The sequence below is a fragment of the Prochlorococcus marinus str. MIT 9107 genome (assembly GCF_000759855.1).
GTDB lineage: Bacteria > Cyanobacteriota > Cyanobacteriia > PCC-6307 > Cyanobiaceae > Prochlorococcus_A > Prochlorococcus_A marinus_N.
On sequence record NZ_JNAI01000006.1, the window covers coordinates 21,748 to 37,855 of the forward strand.

Here is a 16,108-nt window from a genome sequence, read left to right on the forward strand (position 1 = left end):
TATGTCTCAACCTGAATTTATTTATGTAGAACAACCAGCAATAAATCAACTCCAAAGGATTGGATGGTCTTACAAGGATGGCAGAGAATTCGCTCCTGACACTTCAGATATTCGTTCATCTTTAAAAGAAGTAGTTCTAATTCCAAACCTTGAGCAAGCAATTAAACGCATCAATCCTTGGATCAGCGAAGAAAATCTTAGGAAGATTATTCGTGAAATTACTTTGATTCCATCCTCAACTTTGATTGAGGCAAATCAATGGTTTTGGGAACGATTAACTCAATATTTTTCAGTTGAACAAGATCTTGGAAAGGGACGAAGAGGACAAACAGTTAAATTGATCGACTTTGACAAAATTGAAAATAATGAATTCCTTTGTATTAATCAGTTCAAGGTTAAAGGACCTATCCAAAATATTATTCCTGACATTATTCTTTTTGTAAACGGTTTACCTTTAGGCGTTATTGAATGTAAATCTCCATATATTACTGATCCAATGGAGGCAGGAATTAATCAATTATTGCGTTATGCAAATTTGAGAAATTCAGAGAATAATGAAGGATGTCAGAAACTATTTCATTACAACCAAGTAATGATTTCAACTCATAGAGATGAGGCAAGAGTTGGAACAATTTCATCGCCCTATGAATATTACTTAGAGTGGAAAGATCCATTCCCTACAGAAAAAAGTGAACTAGGAGAGAATCCAAATTCACAACAAATTCTTATTGAAGGATTATTAAAACCTAAACAGTTTTTAGATATTATTCAGAACTTCACGATCTTTGAAGTAGAAGATGGTAGAACAATTAAAAAGATTACACGATATCAACAATTTAGAGCAGTTCAAAAGACAATTTCAAGATTAAAAACAACTGGTAATCGTAAACAAAAAGGAGGAGTTATTTGGCATACGCAAGGTTCAGGTAAGTCATTAACGATGGTTTTTCTTACTCAAAAAATAAGAAGAGATCCCTTATTAAGTGATTATAAATTAGTGTTTCTTACCGATAGAACACAACTTGATAAGCAACTCACAAATACATTTAGAGGAGCACAAGGAGAAACTGTTTTAAATGCAAAATCAGTTTCTGAATTAAAAGAATTACTTTGCAAAGATTCATCAGATTTAGTTACATCAACTATTCAGAAACTAGAAGAGGATGATTTAGATTTCTCTTGTTTAAATGATTCAGATCGAATAATTGTTTTAACTGATGAGGCACATAGGACTCAATATGGAACTTTAGGTGCTGCTATTAATACTGCATTGCCTAATGCACCGAAGATTGCATTTACTGGAACACCTTTAATTGCTGATCAGAAAACAGTTAATGAGTTTGGAGCATATATTGATCAATACACTATTGAACAAGCAGTCGCTGATGGAGCAACTTTGCAAATACTTTATGAAGGTAGAGAGGCAATTACCAAAGTTACTGGGGATTCTTTAGATGCACTATTTGAAAGATATTTTAAAGATAAAACTCCAGAAGAAAAGAATGCAATAAAGAAAAAATATGGAACTCAACGAGCAGTATTAGAAGCACCCAAAAGAATCGAATGGGTTGCTCTAGATCTTGTAGAACACTATCGAGAAAAGATAATGCCTAACGGATTTAAAGTAATGATTGTGACTTCTAGTAGAGAAGCAGCAGTTACCTATAAAAAGAAATTAGATGAGATTCCGGATGCACCAGATTCTGCTGTAATTATTTCTGGTGATCATAATGATCCACCTGAGATGATGCAATGGACTAACAAAACTGAGCATCAAAAAATAATTGAAAATTTCAAGAAACCATTAAGTGAAAGTTCTTTATCAATCTTGATCGTAAAAGACATGTTACTTACGGGATTTGATGCTCCTATTTGTCAGGTAATGTACCTAGATCGAAAATTAACTGATCACTCTCTACTCCAAGCAATTGCCAGAGTTAATCGAACAAAAGCAAAGAAATTCATTGGTTATATAGTTGATTACTATGGATTAACAGATTATTTAAAAGAAGCATTGGAAGTTTTCTCTGCAACTGATGTTAAAGGTGCATTGAGGAATTTAACTGATGAGATTCCGAAACTAGAAGCAACACATACAAGAGTGATAAATCATTTTAAAGATGTTGATATTTCAGATTTAGAAAAATGCATCTCACTTTTGAAAGATGAATTAAAGCGTCAAAAGTTTGAAATTGACTTTAGAAGTTTCTCAAAACAAATGGAAGTTGTTCTTCCAGATAAGGCAGCATCTCCTTTCATTAAAGATTTAAAATTACTTGGGAAAATTGCCATCGGGGCAAGGAACAGATACCGCGATGAGGAATTAAATATTCTAGGTGCTGGTGAGAAAGTAAAAAAATTAATTAACGATCATGTTTTCGCATCAGGAATCGATCCTCGTGTTCCCCCTACAAAATTATTTGATGAATCCTTTATTAAAACTCTTGGAGAAATAGAAGGTGATGAAGTTAAGGCATCAGAAATCGAACATGCAATAAAGGCACATATCAAACTAAAAATTGAAGAAGATCCAGAATATTATCAATCTCTATCTTTACGTTTAAATGAAATAATTGAAAATTACGAGGATAAGTGGGATGAATTAGTTCACCAACTTTTAATTTTTAGAGATGGTATAGAAAAAGAAAAGGGAGAGAAAGCAAATGATCTTGGGTTAAATGAAACTGAATTTGCTTTTTACAATATTTTGAATGCTGAAGTAGTTAAATCTTTTGGAGAAGAAACTTTCTCTGATGAAGTTCACGAAAGAATACTATCTCTAGTTAAAAAACTAGTAAATCAATTTGAAGAATCTTCAAAGATTGTTGGTTTCTTCTTAAAGCAAGATGAAATTAAAACTATGCAGAGAAATATAAAAAGAGCAATGATTGAGGATGAATTTGATGATCCTGATCTTAGAAAAATAGTTATTGAGAGATTTATGGAACTTGCAAGGGTGAAATTCAAATGAGTGCAATTCCAAAAGAGTTATTTGGATTAAAAGTTGCGGTTTTTCGATCCAAAAGAAAAACTTCAGCACTATATATTATTGGAGATGAACTTCAAATAAGAGTCCCAACTAGAGTAAGAGATAGAAAAATAGTTGAAATCTTAGAAACTAAAAAAAGATGGATCAGAAATAAAGTCGTTCAAATACAAAGCAGACCAGTGAGTAAAGAAAGAGAGTTTGTCAGTGGCGAATCTTTTTCTCTTTTTGGTAAGAATTTAAAGTTAAAAGTTGTAGAAGGAGGAAGAGTTGGAACTAAATTAGATGGTGATTATCTTTCTACAAATGTAAGAGCATCAGAAATAGGAGATTTAAGAAAATTTAGAATTAAAACATATATCGAAAAATGGTATATCCAAGAAGCATCCAAAAGATTGGAAGATAAAGTCATTAAGTATTCAGAAATTATTAGGGTTTCTCCAAGAGAAATAAAAGTCAAAAACTATAAATCTAGATGGGGTTCTTGCGATAAGAAAGGAAGATTGACTTTTAATTGGCATCTCATAAAAGCACCACATTCAATCGTTGATTATGTTGTTATTCATGAACTTTGTCATATGGTCCAACCCAACCATTCTCCGAAGTTTTGGCATGAAGTTGAAAAGTATGATCCTTCTTATAAAGACCACAAGAAATGGTTAAAAGAAAATGGGAACCTCTTAATTAGATAAAAAACAACAAATTTTTGCTTAAAAAGTGTTGGGTGAAATGTTGGGTGAAGATTTATCTTTTCGTGAGAAAGTTGTTGCTATCAGTACTATGTTGTCCCTTATGGACTTAAATGTCATAACACCCCCTCCGTATTTAGAGAACCTGCATAAGGTGTCATATTCCACCATAGTCAGGCAAAATTATTTTAATCGTAGAGATAAAGCCATATCTGCAAGATTTAAGAAACTTAGCCTTTTCATAGTCCTCCATAAACATTCAGATAGGGGTAATTATTTACTTGGGGATTTACTGGGGGATTTAGTTTTTCCAGTTCAATAAATATCGCCATAGACAGTCATAGATCATCATTCGGGCTGAATGAAAATCATACCCCTCCGTCCATAAAACGAATCAGATGTGTTCATTAATATTTAAATTGAACATAAACAGCCAAATAAGAGGCTTTTTACTGAAGAAGATTTTTACAGAACATGATATCCATCTCGGTTCAAATTTAATTACATTTTTTTTAAATGTGTTTTGGATATCTCAATAATGTATTTAAAAAAATAATTTTTTTACTGAATTCTATTTTAAGTTAAATTAGAAAGGCGTATTATTTTATATTCAAATTTTTACTTGTCTTTATCACTAATTAAGTTATTCGAGGATTTTTGAAATGGTTTTTCAATACTTAAAATTCTTATCAAAAGGTAGAAAAAGATTATTTTTATTTTATGGTATTACAAATTTTTTAATAACGAATTCAGTTCTTCATTTATTACTCTTAGTAATACCAATATTTGTAGCCACTATAGTTAGTCAAATAACTAATTTAATAATAGGTTTTTACTTATATGGTAAAAAAGTATTCAGGATGAGCAATCTGACTTATAAAGAACTTCGCAAGTATATTTTATTAGCAACATTTAATTGGATTCTAAATTATTTATCAATTAGGTTTATGTATGAAAATGGAATCCACAAAAATTTAGCTGCAATATTTACTATTCCTTTTCTTGTATTTATTTCTTATTTTTTTCAAAAAAAATATATATTCATTAAATCTGTTTAGAAAAATTATTTTTCAAAATTTAAATTAAAATTTTTAAAAGAGTGTTTAGGATTAGTTCAGGAAAATATTACTTTTCTGCTGAATTACTTATTCAAATCAGTTCAGTTCTATTAATTTTATATGAACTCTTGGGGCCCTTACTTTCTAATAATATAGCAAGTTAAAGTCAACAGCATATTACATAACACCTTTTTATTCAGTTCTTGTTAAATTTAGTTTTATTTTTGAATATGAGTAAAGGATTCGCGACAAATAGCTAATTTTCACAAAAATCAAAAAAAAAGGTTTTCTCCAATGAACCTAAAGGTAGATTAATATCTTGGTCTCCTTGGTCTCCTGCTAATTTCCAGACAAGATATCCTGCTTTCCCTTTCGTTCTTACAGTATTAATTATAATTATTGGGCAATGGTATATTTCTTTCCTCAAATAACTTGAAACTTTTTTTACATGCAATTTAAGATCAATTTAGTTTGAGAATTTATTTTGTTTTTTTCAATTTTATTATTAGCCCATTTTCAAGCAGCGGTCATACCAATAATACTAGGAATTAAATCATTTAATAAATTCAAACATATAAGTAAGAAAAGATTGATACCTTTCGGTTTTATTTTTTTAGGAATAGCGTCAATTTCTGAAATGTTAGATCATGTCCAAACATCTTGGATTTACGTAGATCACTCTTCTGCATTTAATTGGCTATTTTATTCTTTCCTATCTTTAGGTTTAACATGCTTATCAATATCAGTTATTAAAAACAAATTTATTCAATCAACAAACCTTTGCATTACATTTTGTTCAATCATCTCATATTTTTTGTTTGATAAATCTGTTGCTCTTCTTTTTCAAGTAATAATAAGTATCTTCCTAATAATAAATTGGCAAAGAGTTTTTAAAGATTGGCTTTTTATCTTTTACCCTATATTTGGTATTTTTTTTACAACATTCTTTGGAAGAAATCTCTCAACCAGTGGTGATCAATTTTGGCATATTTTAATAGGCCCATCTGGAACGATAAGCGTCCTTACCTTTTATTTAGTACTAAAGAGATCGGAAGAAAAAATTACTTAAGATTCTTATGAAAACATTTATATTTACAAGTTTTATAATTTACTTAATTACAATAGCTTATCCAATTCAAACTTTTGCTGATAGCGCACTTGATGTTTATATGAATGATTTTTATTCTAAATCTAATGAAGCTAGCCAGATTCTTAAAGAAATTGAAAATTCTCTAAAAAATGGTTCAAGAAAAAAAGTATGCTCTAGGCAAAGAGAAGCGGCAAGGCTGGGTTTACTAGCTAATAAATCATTAATTAAAGCCTTTGAAATAGAGGGGTTTAACCCCCCAATGCAAGCGATAAAAGCAAGTCAACAAAGATGGGAATCTATTCTGAATGAGTGCTGAGGAAACTGAGTAAATCTATAAATCTTTTTAAATTTGCATTCTTACAGATTTACTAATAAAAGGTATTTCAGGTTCAACTCCATAAATACATTGAAAGACTGAAAAAATAAATATAGAAAAATATGCAATAAATATAAATGATATTAATGCGGGAATAGGTAAGGAAAATATTGAGAAGAAATAAGTGATTATTATAAGAGAAATATTAAGTAGCAATGCTTGGCAAGCGTTGAACCTTACAAAATAAGGGACCTTTGGATTTCTAACAACTCCTGCAAAAAGAGCAAAAAATATCACTAGACCGCTAAAACCTCCCAGACCTCCATATTTAAGGGTTCCTTCTATTAAATTTATTGGTAGTGTTAAATAAAATATTATTACTTTTAGAAAGTAATATTTTTCAAACAAATAATCTCCAAAGGAAATTGAAGACTTAAGCATGTAAGTGTATAAACAAACTGAAGTAGCTCTTAGAAATATTTGATTCAATATATTATTGAAATTTCGCATTTATATTTTAACCTAATTTTTCTGAACTTAATAAAAAACTTAGCCTCGAAAAAATCAACTTTGGCAGATAGTTATTAAATATTAGATAATTGATTAAGGTTCATAATTCAAAATGCTTATCCTACATACAATGTTGAGGGTTGGAGATTTAGATAAATCCATTGATTTCTACGTCAATAGATTAGGAATGAATTTATTAAGAAAAAAGGATTACCCTCATGGGAAATTCACTTTGGCATTTGTTGGTTATGGCTCAGAAAAAGAAAATAGAGTAATTGAATTAACTTATAACTGGGACAAAAAGTCTGAAGACTATGAGCTTGGAGATGAATATTATTGTCATATAGCTATTGGAGTAAAAGATATTCATCTAATTTGCCAAGGATGAGAAAATAATGGTTGTAAAATAACAACCAAACCCAAAACAATGAAAAACAGTAATACTGTCTTGGCTTTTGTTGAGGATCCAGATGGTTATAAAATTGAACTTATTAAAAGAGATTAAAAGCTCAGAAGTCTTTAATTAAATAAACAAATAAGTAAAATTTAAAAAAGATTAAATTATCTATTATATCGTTTTCAATTAACGAAAAAACATCTCTAAGTTCATTCTGGATAGATTCTGAAGTTTCAATTGTTGTAAAAGATTATTTCTAATATAAGGAATTATTAAAAATTAAATTCAAACAAAATACAATCTATGTTAAATCTATTTAGATTATATAGACAATCTATATAGATTGATTTAAGCTGTAGATATCGCATAAAGCTTATGCCTAGTAATTGGTCAAAAATAAGAGATGAATGGCTTGATAAAACCGCCATTGCGAAAGATGATGCTAAATGGGCATTAGAAGCTTTAATTAATTCTGAAGAGGAGTTATTTGAAATAGAACAGAAAATCAAAAATAAAGAAGACGCTATAAGCCAAGTAAAAATTTTAAAGAAAAAAGTTAAGGAAACTATTTCCTCTAAAGAAATTAGTCTCGATGATATTGCATTAAATACTTCAAATTCAAACAAAGTACAGATCTCAGTACCATCAAATCTTACTTATCTATTAAAAGTTTGGGCTGCAGCAGAAGGTAGAGATCTATCGAGTGTTGCTTTTCAGTGTTTAGAAACTGGTATAAGGGAAATGAAAAGCAAAGGTTCAATACCCTCAGTAGCAGTAAATAGATATGACTTGGCTTGTCAAAAGAGGATTGCACTAGCAGAAGTAAACAATCTATTGGAGAAATACGAAATCGCTCAGTATGAAATCAAATAATTATGAGTAGCAGAAAAATCATAAAAGGATACAAAACATTAATATCATCAAGGATTAATGTAGATACTTCCACAGATAAATTCAAAGATGGAATAATTTATACTCTTTTTTCTGATGAATTTAATTCACTTAAATTTGGTTTTGCTGAAAATAATAAAGCTCTAGAAAAAAAATTATCAAGTCATTCATTAATATTATTGGATATGAAAAAAGGCAACAAGAAAGAGCTATTTTTATTAATAATCACTTTAAAAGAACTTGGGATCAAATATTCAGACAATCTTTATTTCAAATATTCAGGTTCTTTAATGAGACACTTATCTACTTTAGGTTGGCCTATTGGAAGATCACTTTATAAACAAAGAAAAATTAAAAAAGAACTTGTATGTGCATAAATTCAAATGTAATCGCACTCTAAAGTTTCTCTGGTATCTCTATTTGTGATTGGATTAGTGCCAGAGGCACTTTCACAAAATTTCCTAACAATATCTTTTGGCAAAAAAACATTTGTGAAGTCTGCACCTTGGATTTTTACATTATCGAACTGTGTACTATAAGCAAAAGAATTCTCCAAGTTAGTATTTGTTAAATCTGTTCCATCTAAAACAGCTGAGTCTAAAGTTACTTCTCTTAAATTGGAGTTACTTAAATTAGTATCTTTCAATTTTGCTCCATAAAGAGTCGCATTTTGGAGCTCACAGCCTGATAAATTTGCGTCTTGTAAATCAGTCAAATAGAAAGTTGCTCCTTTTAAATCAGATCCAGAAAAATCAGCTCCTACTAGGGATTGTTTACCATAATCCAATGCAGCGAAGCTTCTAAAAGGAAGGGTTAAAATAGTTATTAAAAAAGTTAAAATTATAAATCTCATTTTATTGAGTAGTAATTCAATAAATTCTAACTTCTTAAGCTGAAATCTAAAAATTAATTATTTACTGAATGCTATATTTACTGAAATGACAAATCACTAAATAGATTTTGAATATAAGACCCTATGATGCAATCGTTGTTGGTTCTGGAGCCACAGGAGGAATAGCAGCACTTACATTGGCAGAACAGGGGATAAAAGTTTTAGTAATAGAAGCAGGGCCTCAAATCAAAAGGCATGAAGCAAGTAATCATGAGCCAAAAAGTACATTTAAAAGATTATCAGGAGTTTTAACAAAAAAGCATGCCAATCAATGCCAACATCCTGGTTATTGGAAAAATAATCCTGATTTATATTCAAATGAATTGAAACATCCTTATGACTTCCCAAAAAAAAAGCCCTTCATTTGGACTCAAGGCAAACAATATGGGGGGAGATCATTAACTTGGGGAGGCATAACATTAAGACTTTCCTCAGAAGATTTTCATCCAGCCAAAAAAGACGGGTTCGGGCCAAACTGGCCTATTTCTTACAATGAACTATCCCCTCACTATGATTTCATTGAAAATTTCTGCGGAATTTATGGACGAAAAGATAATATTAAGGAAGTCCCAAACGGTAAATATATTAGTGAACTCCCTCTTACAGAAAACGAAAATATTTTTGGCAGAAAAGTTAAATCAAAATTAAACTATCCATTTATCCAATCAAGAGGGTTTGACCGTAATTCATCAGTGAAAGATAAAAAATGGCCAAAGTCCTCAAGTTTAGGAAGCACTCTAAAAAAAGCTTTAGATACTGGGAATGTTCAAATAATCTCAAATCACCTAGTAGAGTCTTTTGAGATTAACAAGATAACAGAGCTTGCTTCAAAACTAACGATCGTAAACTTAGAAAATGGATGCAAAGAAGAATTAAATTGTGATTTAATTCTTCTTTGCTCATCAACAATTTCAACTCTCAGAATACTACTGAACTCAGAATATAAATCAAATTCCTCAGGCTTTAAAGATAATTCTGGGAAACTAGGTAAATATCTTATGGATCACATATCTATCTGTAGATTTTTTTCAGTCCCAAAAACAAAGAACTCAGGCAAACCATTAGAGAATCCTCCCGACCTTTCTGGAGCAGGCAGCTTCTTTATTCCATTTGGTTCAAATTTGCCAAAGATTGACAACATAAATTTCAATAGAGGTTATGGAATATGGGGAGCAATTGATAGATTAGGGATACCTAAATTTTTGCAAAAAAACATCAACACATCCATTGGCTTTCTTATCGCACATGGTGAAGTCCTTCCTAGAGAGAAAAACGCAGTTTCTCTCTCAAGAAAAACAGATGAATGGGGTATCCCAATTCCCTACATTGAATTCGAATGGAGTGAAAATGAGTTAAATATGGCAAAACATATGAAAAAGACAATACGAAAATCAATAGAAGCTGCAAATGGAGAAATAAAAAATATTGATGAACTAATTAATATCCCATTAGGAAGTTTACTTACAAAAAACTTGATCGCACTCTCAGATAGTCCCCCTCCCCCAGGATATTACATACATGAAGTAGGAGGCGCGCCAATGGGAACTAATGAAGAAAATAGCGTAGTTGATAAATTCAATAGAATATGGAGATGCAAGAATGTACTTGTGCTAGATGGAGCGTGCTGGCCAACCTCATCTTGGCAAAGCCCCACACTTACAATGATGGCCTTGTGTAGAAGAGCCTGCCTAAATATTAAAAAGATTTAGAAGGAGTAAATAGTTGGTTTAAATAAATCTCTGAAACAGAATTATCAGTACATCCGTTTTGAACTAGAAAAGTAGCTAATGCTGAATTTATAAGCTTATATTGATCCCAAGTTGGGTTACTTAATACGAAATCTTTCATAGTGTTATAAAGAGTTTCTGAAAGCTCTGTTTCTAAAGAGACTTTATTTGAAGAGCATTCCTTGTTATTCACGTCGGATAAATTTGCTTGGCTGATTTGATCCATAAATTTATTTTTTCTAAAACCTATAATTATATTTTTTTTTCTAAATGTCAAAAAAAAATTACCAGATAACTTTTAAAATTATCATATGAGACTCATGTTATGAATTAAATTTTAAAAAATATCCTTTTTAATTAAGAAAATTGATAAGGGTTAAAAAAAAAGTCAACAATAATGTTGAAGTCCTGTTTTTTGTGAAAAATACTGGCATTTCTAATTCAGTGTGGATTTGGACGTGGAAAACGACCTGTAAATTGTGGAAAATCCAGTTCAAAATACTTTCAAGATTTTATATTAAGAATGCTTATATATACTGAGTCTATTAAGACTTAGTCGAGAAAGAGACAGATGATTCAGTTGTTTTCAATGGATTTTCTTAAGATTTGATCTTCATCAAGCAAGCGAAGCGTGACAGGTCCTAAAGGATGTTTTGAATTTGGATAAATACTATGGTGGTGGTGTTCATGTTGATGAGCCTCCACATGTTCATGTTCCAAGTATCCACCTTCTTGTAAATTTGATTTTTCATGATTATGAGTTGGGATTTGATTTTGTATTTCACAAGCGCCATTACATTCAGGATCACATAAATCACAGCTGATACCCAAACCCTCTACATGGTCATGATGACTTTCTTGCACCATTCCAACTTCTTTTTCAAAACCAAATAAATTTGATCTATATTTACAAGTGGAGCAATTCATGAAATTCTTACCCTCGTTATTAAGAATTTCTTCAATCCTTTCTACAAAAGTGTCGACCACATAAGACTGTGACGAAAGATATTTTGCATGTATAAATGAAATATTTGGATTATTAATCGCAACTAAATCACTTTGCCTTTTTATTCTTGTGACAAGTACACCTGAGAAAAGGAAATAAGGGAAAATAATTATATTTTTATAACCAAGTCTCACAGCATTTTTCAAGCCAGGTTCAACAAGAGGGAAAGTTACTCCAGAAAAAACTGTTTCCCCCCAACCTAAACCAATACCCTCTACAATCATTCTCGTAATTTTTGAAACATTGGAATTCGCATCTGGGTCAGAAGAGCCTCTACCAACAACAACTAATAATGATTCTTCAGGTTTGAGAGTTTTATTTTGTTTAAATACATCTTTTACTCTTTCACAAGCTGCACTAATCATTAAATTATTAATACCTAATTCTCTTCCATAAATTATTTCAATACCTGTTTTACTTGAATAATTCATAAGCAAGCTAGGTATATCATTTTTCACATGGCCAGCAGCGAAAAGCATTGCGGGTATAGCAATTACTTTTTTTATAGAATGATTTTTTAACTTGTCTAAAGTATCAACAAGTGAGGGTTTAGCAAATTCCAAGAAACCATATTCAACTAAAATGTTTGGATATCTTTTTTGAATAAGTTTAGTTAACTCTTGAAATTCAGTAATGGCTAGTTTATTTCTACTCCCGTGTCCACAGATAAGAATCGCGACTTGATTATTTAACTTCGAATCTAAATTATCCAAAATTAAGTTATTACTTATAACATAATAGTAAAGAACAATATTATGTAGTGAAAAAAAATAATAACTTGCTTAAAATTCCAAATATTAACTCAAATGACGCAAAGTTAAAGAAATTAATTTATGACGTGGATGATTCCTTATTTAATGGAGATAATTATTCTAAGGAAAAATTCGAGCACATTTGCGTATGTAGTGGAGGTACAACCTCTAGCTGTGCAAAAAATGGTTTTACAACTCTTGATCTAAGAAAAAATTACAGCAAAATTCACCTAGATAGAGAAAGCAATTTAGTAACAATTGGAGGTGGAGTAATAATGGGCGATCTATTAAATCACTTACAAAAATATAATAGAAGTTTTCCAATCGGACTTTCTAAACTTCCTGGAGCAGGATATATACTAACTGGTGGAGTAAGCCCACTTAGTAGAGCCTACGGATTAGCCATTGATAATATTGAGTCAATAAAAGGTTTCTTGGGTAATGGCACATTTATCTCTTTAAAAAAAAATCAACTAAATCCAGAAAAACAATTGATTTGGGAAGCAATTAAAGGCGCAGCACCCTTCTTCTCAATAATTACTGAAATAGAACTTAAGACTATCCAATCTAATCCAATTATTGTTATTGAAGGATTTGTAAAAATAAATGAACTTTCAGAAATAATTAAACTATCAGAGAAATTTCCAGAAAATATTAGTCTTCAATGGATTTATGCCAAAAAAATTTATATTTATGTTTTTGCTGAACTCAAAAATAATTTAGAGAATCAAGGAATAGAAAAGTACTTAATGCTTCTAGAAAAATTTCCTGGTCTAGAAAAAAAAATTTATGAGAATTTTAACAAAATAAATTTCTTCCCAAAACAATTGAATTTATATGAGTTGAATGCAAATAACCATTCTGAGGTAATTAGTCTTCTTGGAGAAGATTTAAAAAATGATATCCCAAATTTTATAAAATGTTTGGATGAAATAATGGAGAATAAACCTAATAATTCCTGCTATGTTGCCTCTCAACAACTAGGTTGCAAAACTAAAAAGTTGAATCATGGCTCAAGCTTTTTTGTTCATAGAAAAAGTACTTGGAAACCATGGATTTATGCATCATGGAAAAAAAATGATCTTCAAGAAAAAGAAGTCGCTTTGGACTGGATTTATAAATCGTGGCGTAGCCTAAAAAGTTTTTTTCCAAATATTCACTTAGCCCAATTACATAATCATTTGAATTCTCATAAGGAAGAACTTACATTAGCTTTTGGAAATAGAATTAATGAATTAAAAACTTTAAAGAATATTTTTGACCCACAAGGTATTTTGCCTCCTTTATGAGGTAACTTCTTAATTATAAAGAAACTTACAATGTCAAATTTCTCAAGATATTTATCTAAAAATTGGTTAGATGACCCAAAGTCAAATATTCTCTCTGGCTTAGTAGTTGCTTTTGCCATGATCCCAGAAGCAATTGCTTTTTCAGGTATAGCAGGTGTAGATCCTAAAGTTGGCCTTTTTGGTGCATTTTGCTTATCTATATCAATTGCGATTGTTGGAGGAAGAAGGGGGATGATCACTTCAGCCACAGGTTCAACTGCTCTTTTGATGACTGGACTTGTTGCTTATGGAGAATCACAAGCTCCTGGATTAGGAGTCCCATATCTTATTGCAGCTGGAATATTAACTGGAATTTTCCAAATTCTTTGGGGATATTTAAGACTTGCCTACCAAATGCGATTCGTCCCAACAGGAGTATTAAGTGGATTTGTAAACGCACTGGCACTTTTAATATTTCAGGCACAACTACCTCAGTTAGGAATAGGTATTAAAGAATCAAAAGGATTAGTTGACCAAACTTTAAGTCAATATCCAGTTAACTCTCAGATTCCAGTAGTTTGGATCCTTGTAATCCTAGGATTAGTAATTATCTATGGGCTTCCAAAACTCACAAAAGTAGTCCCATCTCAACTTATCGCAATAGTAGTAATTACTCTTATAAGCATATTCTTTAATCTAGATGTCCCAACAGTTAGCGATTTAGGTAAATTACCTGATGGATTGCCAAGTATTTCTCTACCTTTTGGATCAATAGAAAATGGGAAAGTGCCTTTTAGTCTTGAAACATTAGGGATAATTTTACCGACATCACTTGCAATATCTCTTGTGGGTTTAATGGAAACCTTTTTAACTCAAGACATTTTAGACGATGTAACTGATACAAGTTCTAATAAAAACAAAGAAGCAAGAGGACAGGGAATCTCAAATATTGTGGCATCTCTATTTGGTGGGATGGCAGGATGTGCCTTAGTTGGGCAATCTGTAATGAATACTGAAAATGGCGGCAAATCTAGATTATCAACCCTCTCCTCAGGTATATCTCTCCTAATTATGATCATCCTCTTGAAGTCTTGGATTGGAGCAATACCAATGGCGGCTTTAGTAGCAATCATGATAACGATCGCAATAAGTACGGCAGATATAAATGGATTAAAAAATATTAGAAAGATACCTAAAAGCGATACTTCAGTCATGCTTATGACTTTTGCAGTTACTATGCTTACAAAACCTCATAATCTTGCACTTGGAGTTATTGCAGGAGTTGCATTAGCTGCAATTCTTTTCAGCAGAAAAGTCGCAAAAGTTATAACTGTATCAAGAGCAAAAGAAAATAATTTGACTACATACAAAGTAAAGGGACAATTATTTTTTGTAAGTAAAATTTATTTTTTACAAGGATTTGATGTTCATGAACATCCAGAAAATATTGAAATTGATATGTCTTTAGCTCATATTTGGGATCAAAGTGGTGTTGTTGCTCTTGAGCAAATTATTAGAAAATTCCAGAATGGCGGTTCTAAAGTGGAAATTGTAGGATTAAATAAAGAAAGTCTTAACTTATTTGAAAGACTAGGTGGGATAGAAAGCGCTCATTAAAACAAGTTAATTAAGACTAACTTGTTGATAACAAAACCAAAGCCATTGCTGAAAAAGCAAATTCCTATGAGATCTCCAAGCGGTTTTTGAACTATTTAGATCAAAATTTTCAGGAGGAGGAACATCTCCCTTTTCTTTGTCTCTTTCGATTTCACTAATAATTCTATGGACCGTATATTCAGGATGACCTAGATGCATAAATTGTTTTTGATCTTTAGATTCAAATATTGTATATCCGACGTTTTCTCCATAAGCCAACAAATTCAATTTCCCTTCTTTTTGGGCCTTCTCCATCTCCGAATCTGGTAATCCTGCAAATCTACTTTGAGGACAAATAAATTCATCATCTTGTGTACCCATCAAAGGATGTCCAGGAACAAGACTTTTTAAAGGGAATACCCCAAATAATTTCCTATCAAAAACTTTCTTATCAACCCCTGCCAAATAAGCCAGCGCAAAGCCAGCCCAACACAACCCGAGAGTACTCGCACAAGAATTTCTGGCTTCTTTTACAATTTTCACAAATTCATCCCAATATTTAACATCCTCAAAGGCTAGGTGCTCAATAGGTGCTCCAGTAATAATGATTCCATCTAACGGTTCTGGATTATTTGCTTCTTCCCAGGTTATGTAAAGATTATTTAGATGATTAAGATCCCATGTTTTATAAGAGTGAGTTTTAAGCTTTATCCAAACTGGCTCAATTTGAAGAGGAGATAAACCAAGTGGATGGAGTAAGTTAAATTCATACTGTTTGCCAAGAGGCATGATATTCAAAATACCAATCCGAAGAGGACGTATATCCTGTCTTTTTGCCAATTCTGGTTCGATCCAAGATATATGATTTTTCTCAACATCACTAATCTTGTGATAGTTACCAGGAATTATTAAAGCCAATAAATCTCCTTT

At 31.2% G+C, this 16,108-nt stretch carries 16 protein-coding genes and 2 pseudogenes; 13 read left to right on the forward strand and 5 right to left on the reverse strand.

Annotated elements, in window-relative coordinates:
- Position 1 precedes the first annotated feature (1 nt).
- The 7 genes and pseudogenes from EU92_RS05695 to EU92_RS05680 all read left to right on the forward strand — a co-directional run bounded on the left by EU92_RS05695 (position 2) and on the right by EU92_RS05680 (position 6,139).
- A complete protein-coding gene (locus EU92_RS05695; protein WP_032523539.1) occupies positions 2–2,971 on the forward strand; it encodes a type I restriction endonuclease subunit R in 2,970 nt (989 codons plus the stop codon).
- Complete coding sequence (locus EU92_RS05690; protein ID WP_032523540.1) at positions 2,968–3,678, forward strand: M48 family metallopeptidase; 711 nt, start codon at positions 2,968–2,970, stop codon at positions 3,676–3,678. The genes EU92_RS05695 and EU92_RS05690 overlap by 4 nt, the downstream gene beginning before the upstream one ends.
- 25 nt (positions 3,679–3,703) lie before the next feature.
- Positions 3,704–3,997: a hypothetical protein gene (locus tag EU92_RS0108895; RefSeq protein ID WP_032523541.1), complete on the forward strand. Its 294-nt coding sequence runs from the start codon at positions 3,704–3,706 to the stop codon at positions 3,995–3,997.
- Between the two features lie 340 nt (positions 3,998–4,337).
- Positions 4,338–4,733, forward strand: a complete 396-nt coding sequence (locus EU92_RS10370; protein ID WP_032513686.1) for a GtrA family protein — start codon at positions 4,338–4,340, stop codon at positions 4,731–4,733.
- 230 nt (positions 4,734–4,963) lie between these two features.
- Positions 4,964–5,164 (forward strand): annotated as a pseudogene (locus tag EU92_RS10180) (hypothetical protein).
- A 53-nt stretch (positions 5,165–5,217) separates the two neighbouring features.
- Positions 5,218–5,802, forward strand: coding sequence for a hypothetical protein (locus EU92_RS05685; protein ID WP_032513683.1), 585 nt, complete (start codon positions 5,218–5,220; stop codon positions 5,800–5,802).
- A gap of 7 nt (positions 5,803–5,809) precedes the next feature.
- Positions 5,810–6,139: a hypothetical protein gene (locus tag EU92_RS05680; RefSeq protein ID WP_032513682.1), complete on the forward strand. Its 330-nt coding sequence runs from the start codon at positions 5,810–5,812 to the stop codon at positions 6,137–6,139.
- 27 nt (positions 6,140–6,166) lie between these two features.
- Here the strand turns inward: EU92_RS05680 and EU92_RS05675 are convergent, their stop codons facing one another.
- Positions 6,167–6,649 (reverse strand): Tic20 family protein, encoded by a 483-nt coding sequence (locus EU92_RS05675; protein WP_241432559.1) that lies wholly within the window; start codon positions 6,647–6,649, stop codon positions 6,167–6,169.
- Between the two features lie 112 nt (positions 6,650–6,761).
- Between EU92_RS05675 and gloA the strand changes: the two are divergent.
- From gloA to EU92_RS05665, 3 genes and pseudogenes are all read left to right on the forward strand, one after another.
- Positions 6,762–7,154, forward strand: a pseudogene (gene gloA / locus EU92_RS0108910) (lactoylglutathione lyase).
- Between the two features lie 267 nt (positions 7,155–7,421).
- Entirely contained in the window at positions 7,422–7,919 is a 498-nt protein-coding gene (locus tag EU92_RS05670) for a VHS domain-containing protein (protein ID WP_032513681.1), read from the forward strand.
- A gap of 2 nt (positions 7,920–7,921) precedes the next feature.
- Positions 7,922–8,314: a hypothetical protein gene (locus EU92_RS05665; RefSeq protein ID WP_032513680.1), complete on the forward strand. Its 393-nt coding sequence runs from the start codon at positions 7,922–7,924 to the stop codon at positions 8,312–8,314.
- Between the two features lie 2 nt (positions 8,315–8,316).
- Here EU92_RS05665 and EU92_RS05660 read toward each other — a convergent pair whose 3' ends face one another.
- Positions 8,317–8,790 carry a pentapeptide repeat-containing protein gene (locus EU92_RS05660; protein ID WP_032513679.1) on the reverse strand — a complete coding sequence of 158 codons (474 nt, stop codon included), beginning with the start codon at positions 8,788–8,790 and terminating at the stop codon, positions 8,317–8,319.
- A gap of 107 nt (positions 8,791–8,897) precedes the next feature.
- On the opposite strand from EU92_RS05660, the gene EU92_RS05655 reads away from it, so the two are divergent.
- Positions 8,898–10,538 carry a GMC oxidoreductase gene (locus EU92_RS05655; RefSeq protein ID WP_032513678.1) on the forward strand — a complete coding sequence of 547 codons (1,641 nt, stop codon included), beginning with the start codon at positions 8,898–8,900 and terminating at the stop codon, positions 10,536–10,538.
- Here the strand turns inward: EU92_RS05655 and EU92_RS05650 are convergent.
- Together EU92_RS05650 and EU92_RS05645 are read right to left on the reverse strand one after the other, a co-directional pair.
- Entirely contained in the window at positions 10,525–10,782 is a 258-nt protein-coding gene (locus tag EU92_RS05650; protein WP_032513710.1) for a DUF2811 domain-containing protein, read from the reverse strand. The two genes, EU92_RS05655 and EU92_RS05650, sit on opposite strands and share 14 nt — an antisense overlap.
- A 350-nt stretch (positions 10,783–11,132) precedes the next feature.
- Positions 11,133–12,275, reverse strand: coding sequence for a sirohydrochlorin chelatase (locus EU92_RS05645; RefSeq protein ID WP_032513677.1), 1,143 nt, complete (start codon positions 12,273–12,275; stop codon positions 11,133–11,135).
- Positions 12,276–12,340: 65 nt separating this feature from the next.
- On the opposite strand from EU92_RS05645, the gene EU92_RS05640 reads away from it, so the two are divergent.
- A complete protein-coding gene (locus EU92_RS05640) occupies positions 12,341–13,603 on the forward strand; it encodes an FAD-binding protein (protein ID WP_241432560.1) in 1,263 nt (420 codons plus the stop codon).
- A 30-nt stretch (positions 13,604–13,633) separates the two neighbouring features.
- On the forward strand, positions 13,634–15,199 hold the full coding sequence (locus EU92_RS05635; protein WP_032513675.1) for a SulP family inorganic anion transporter: 1,566 nt from the start codon (positions 13,634–13,636) through the stop codon (positions 15,197–15,199).
- Positions 15,200–15,205: 6 nt separating this feature from the next.
- On the opposite strand, the gene EU92_RS05630 is transcribed toward EU92_RS05635, so the two are convergent.
- Positions 15,206–16,096, reverse strand: a complete 891-nt coding sequence (locus tag EU92_RS05630) for a homoserine O-succinyltransferase (RefSeq protein WP_032513673.1) — start codon at positions 16,094–16,096, stop codon at positions 15,206–15,208.
- Positions 16,097–16,108 lie beyond the last annotated feature (12 nt).